Below are 1,788 nucleotides of genomic sequence, written 5' to 3'. Positions count from 1 at the left end.
GCCGCCATGGGTGTGATCGGTCTCGTCGGCGCGGCAGGGTTCGTGCGCTGGATACCGAGGTTCGTGCCGCGGGAGCGACCGAACGACAACCCGACCGACGAGGGTGCGGAATGATCACGAATCTGACGGCCGATGCCCATCGTCTGGTCTCGACGTTCGTGCCCCGCTCCGAACGTGACCGCCGCGCACACGCGGACTTCGCCTCGTTCTTCGGGGAGGCCCGGGGGCCGGTGCATCGTGGCTCGGGTCCGGATCATCTGACCGCCTCGTGTGTGGTCTTCGACGCCGCGCTGCAACACACGCTGCTCGTCTTCCACCGCAAGGGACAGTTCTGGGTGCAGCCGGGGGGTCACGTCGAGGGCGGCGACGACTCTGTTGTGAGCGCAGCATTGCGGGAGCTGCGTGAGGAGACCGGTATCGTGACGGACCCACCGGCCGCTCCCCTCGCGTACGACCTCGACCACCATGCGCTGTCGTCCCGCTTCGGCGCCTGCGCCTCGCACCTCGACATCGGGATCGCCGTCGTGGTCGATCGAGATGCAGTGCTCACCGTCAGCGACGAATCCGAGGATCTGCGCTGGTGGCCGGTCGACGCGCTGCCTACCGAGATACCGCCACAGCTCGAGCCCCGGCTCGACGGTCTGCTCGCGCAGCTGCGCGATCCCCGCTGAACCGACTCGCTCGTCAACGCAGCGCGGTGCGACTCGTCGCCGTGGACTCCAGGCGGACGCCGTCGGGCACGAACGGGGACAACAGGGGCGGATGCCACGAGGCCGCCACGGTCACTCGCGCAGACACCCCGTCCGGAGTCCTGGCCGAGACGAGTGACGCCTCCCCCGGCAATGCACTCACCAACTCGGCCGCCTGCTCCGTCACCGCGGCATCCGTCAGCTCGGCCCGAACCGCACCATCGATCGCCTGCACGGTGAAGCCGTCCGCCCCGGCGAGCGCGGCGGAGTCGGCGAGCGCGTCCAGTCGCTTCTGCGCGAGATAGAGGTCGGTGGCGCAGACACACACGAAGATCACCACCAGGGTGAGGAGCACATAGCCGAGGATCAGCGGAAGCGTGCTGCCGTCATCGCCCATGCCGGCTGCCCGCGCTCCGCGCATACTGCGGCCGCTCACTCCGAGCCCCACAGCCTCGACATCTTCTGCACGGATTGCGCCTGCACGGGCACCGCGGTGGATCGGTCCAAGGCGAGGATCTCCGGCACCAGCGGGAGTCGCGCCCGCGTGGCGACGGTGACGATGATCGTCGCTCCGGCAGAAGGGCATTCGGTGCCCGTGGGGCGACAGGAGAGTGTGAGATCGACCGCGCCGGCATCGAGCCCGTACTCGTCGATCACCTGTGCGAGCACGACGTCGCCGCGTGCCGCGGCCGACGCGGCGTCGGGAGCCTGCGCGATGGCGCGGGCGATGTGGCGAGCGGCCGCCTCCGCTCCGAGAATCTGCTCCTGGATCGTTCCGAGTGCGACGACGAGGTAGATCATCGGCACCAGGAGGATCACTCCGACGGTGATGAACTCGAGCGCCGCGGAACCGGCGTCATCGATCGCCGAACGCCTCCACCGGTGCATGCGCCTCCACCTCCATCGCGAAAGGTACGCCGATCAATCCGAGGAGGGGAAAGGTCGAGCGCACTCGCACGTCCACGGTCTCCTGCCCCGTAGCACCCGAGGCACCGATCCGGACGTCTTCGGCATACGACGCACCGATCGCCCGGGTGATGACCTCCTGGGTGCGCTCGATCCCCTCCTCCTGAGTCGTGTCGGCGAGGGCCGCGTGATA

4 protein-coding genes are annotated in these 1,788 nt (G+C 68.9%); 1 reads left to right on the top strand and 3 read right to left on the bottom strand.

Annotated elements, in window-relative coordinates; translation table 11 throughout:
• Window positions 1-110 precede the first annotated feature (110 nt).
• Complete coding sequence (locus ACNPM4_RS16920) at window positions 111-671, top strand: NUDIX hydrolase (protein ID WP_448986456.1); 561 nt, start codon at window positions 111-113, stop codon at window positions 669-671.
• A 13-nt stretch (window positions 672-684) separates the two neighbouring features.
• Here ACNPM4_RS16920 and ACNPM4_RS16915 read toward each other — a convergent pair whose 3' ends face one another.
• The 3 genes from ACNPM4_RS16915 to ACNPM4_RS16905 all read right to left on the bottom strand — a co-directional run.
• The gene (locus ACNPM4_RS16915) at window positions 685-1,125 is read right to left on the bottom strand and encodes a pilus assembly protein TadG-related protein (protein ID WP_315985401.1); all 441 of its coding nucleotides are present in this window, start codon (window positions 1,123-1,125) and stop codon (window positions 685-687) included.
• Window positions 1,122-1,577 (bottom strand): TadE family protein, encoded by a 456-nt coding sequence (locus ACNPM4_RS16910; protein WP_400859106.1) that lies wholly within the window; start codon window positions 1,575-1,577, stop codon window positions 1,122-1,124. The genes ACNPM4_RS16915 and ACNPM4_RS16910 overlap by 4 nt, the downstream gene beginning before the upstream one ends.
• Window positions 1,546-1,788: TadE/TadG family type IV pilus assembly protein (locus ACNPM4_RS16905; protein WP_448986455.1), on the bottom strand; the 243-nt coding region annotated here is incomplete at its 5' end. The genes ACNPM4_RS16910 and ACNPM4_RS16905, both read right to left, overlap by 32 nt.

The organism is Microbacterium umsixpiens (genome assembly GCF_053543675.1).
This window is presented reverse-complemented; position numbering and strand designations above follow the sequence as displayed.

What these genes read in the sequence shown, in the direction of transcription:
- ACNPM4_RS16920 (WP_448986456.1), top strand. Translation starts at nt 111, where the DNA reads ATGATCACGAATCTGACGGCCGATGCCCATCGTCTGGTCTCGACGTTC.
- ACNPM4_RS16910 (WP_400859106.1), bottom strand. Translation starts at nt 1,577, where the DNA reads ATGCACCGGTGGAGGCGTTCGGCGATCGATGACGCCGGTTCCGCGGCG.